At 70.2% G+C, this 2,116-nt stretch carries 2 protein-coding genes; one reads left to right on the plus strand and one right to left on the minus strand.

The features are described 5' to 3' along the window. Positions 1 to 155 precede the first annotated feature (155 nt). The gene (locus tag ABZ885_RS39935) at positions 156 to 887 is read right to left on the minus strand and encodes an SDR family NAD(P)-dependent oxidoreductase (RefSeq protein ID WP_360199928.1); all 732 of its coding nucleotides are present in this window, start codon (positions 885 to 887) and stop codon (positions 156 to 158) included. A 95-nt stretch (positions 888 to 982) separates the two neighbouring features. Here ABZ885_RS39935 and ABZ885_RS39940 point away from each other — a divergent pair, with 95 nt between their 5' ends. After that, positions 983 to 1,834 (plus strand): LysR family transcriptional regulator, encoded by an 852-nt coding sequence (locus tag ABZ885_RS39940; RefSeq protein ID WP_360199930.1) that lies wholly within the window; start codon positions 983 to 985, stop codon positions 1,832 to 1,834. The last annotated feature ends 282 nt before the right edge of the window (positions 1,835 to 2,116 follow it).

The following is a 2,116-nucleotide window of genomic DNA, read 5'->3' on the forward strand; positions in this document are numbered from 1 at the left end:
TGGTGACGCCCACGATCGCCCGGACCTGCCCGGCGAAGCGCACCCACGCGCCGACCACGATCCGGGCCGGCCGAAGCAGTCGATGAACCGGTTCGAGACGCGCGGGCGAAGCGGCCTCACCCTGGTGGCTGCGCGGGTGATGACCGCCGTGAACTTCACCAGGGCACTACGCCGGCGTCCTCGAAGAACCGGCCCGTCGGACCGTCGTCGGGCAGGGTCGCGAGTTTGATGGCGATGGCCGCGCCCTGTTCGGGGGTGCGCACGCCCCGGAAGCCGTTGAGGTCGGTCGCGACGTAGCCGGGGCAGCCGGCGTTGATCAGGATGTTCGTGCCGCTCAGCTCCCGGGCGTACTGGAGGGTGACGGCGTTCAGGAACGTCTTCGACGGCGAGTACGCCGCGGCCACCGGACCGGTGGTCAGCTCAGCGGCGGTCCCTGACTGCCGGGTGAGGGAGCCGACACTGCTGGACATGTTCACGATCCTCGGTGAGGCGGAGCGGCGCAGCAGCGGCATCATCGCGTTGGTGACGCGGATGACGCCGATGACGTTGGTCTCCACGACCGTGCGGATGGTGGCGGGGTCGACGCGGGTGGGCTCCTGGGGCATGGCGCCCGCGACGGCGGCGTTGTTGACGAGTACGTCGAGGCGCCCGGCCTGTTCCTCGATCAGCCGTGCGGCGGCTGTCGCGCTCGCGTCGTCGGTCACGTCCAGCGGTACGCCGAAGGCGTCGACGCCGGCCGCGCGCAGTCCCTCCACCGCGGCCTTGCGACGCTGATCGTCGCGGGCGCCGACGCCGATGCTCCAGCCGAGGGCGCCCAGGCCTGCGGCGATCTCGTAGCCGATTCCCTTGTTTGCGCCGGTGACCAGCGCAATCGTTCGTTCGCTCATGAGGACCATGCTGCTCTTGGACCCCGGCGGGGGTCCAAGACCGATTGGGTGGGCAACGATACCTTCCGGGTATTGATCCGGAGTACCGTGGCCGGATGGAGACCAGGGAACTGCGCTACTTCGTCGCTGTCGCCGAGGAGTTGCACTTCGGGCGGGCCGCGCAGCGGCTCGGGATCGCACAGCCGCCGCTGTCACGGGCGATCCAGCAGCTCGAACGCCGACTCGGGGCAGCGCTGCTGGATCGGACCAGCCGAACCGTCGCGCTGACCGAAGCCGGCTCGGTGCTGCTGGTCGAGGGCCGGGCGGCCCTCGACGCGGTCGAAGCGGCCGAGCGCCGGACCCGCCGCGCCGCCCTTCCCCCGGCCGGCCGTCCCGGCCTGGTCCTGGTCACGAAGGCCAGCGCGTCCCGCGAACTGCTGGCGGAACTGCTGGACGCGTACGCCGCCGAACCCGGCGCGGTCCCCGTCGACGTCATCCTGTGCGGCCCGGCCGAGCAGGAGCGACTTCTGCGCGAGGGCCGGGCCGACGTGGCGCTGCTGCACCGGCCGTTCGACTCGACGGCCGGGTTCCACACCGAAGAACTCAGCACGGAGGGCCAGGTTGTGGTCCTGCCGGCCGGGCATCCGCTCACCGTCCGGACCCATGTGCACATGGCCGACATCACCGGGCTGCCCGGCCTGCCCCTGCCACGCTGGCCCGACCCCGACGGCACCTACCCGCCCGGTCCCGGCCCGCAGGTCCGCGACCACGCGCAGTTGTTGCAGCTCGTCGCGCTCGGCCGTGCTTGCGCAGTCTCACCGGAGTCGTGCCGAGCTCAACTGCACGGTGACCTCACCGCCGTGCCCGTGCTGGACGCGCCGAAAGTCACCACCGTGATCGCCTGGCCGCCGCACAGTCGGTCCAGAGCCGTCGCCGACCTTGTCCGGACTGCGACCCGTCTCCGGTAGTTCCAATACGCCTGGCCAGGTTCCACCTATCGTGTCCCGGCTCACCATCGCTCGCTGTAGCGAGGCTGAGGTCGTGGCCGACTATCGCTGAGAACGGCCAACCACTGTCCGTACCAAATGATCTTGACCGATTGTCAAACGATCTTGACAGAGGTCCGGTGCTGCTGCGGCCCCGTCCTTCTCCAGACTGCGGGTGTCTCATGAGGCAGTCGTCTGGCGCACGTGGGTGTGGCAGGTGATAGGCCCCGCTGAGACGCAGAGCTGTACGCGCTTGCTTGCCTC

Source organism: Kitasatospora sp. NPDC047058, from assembly GCF_040643935.1.
GTDB lineage: Bacteria > Actinomycetota > Actinomycetes > Streptomycetales > Streptomycetaceae > Kitasatospora.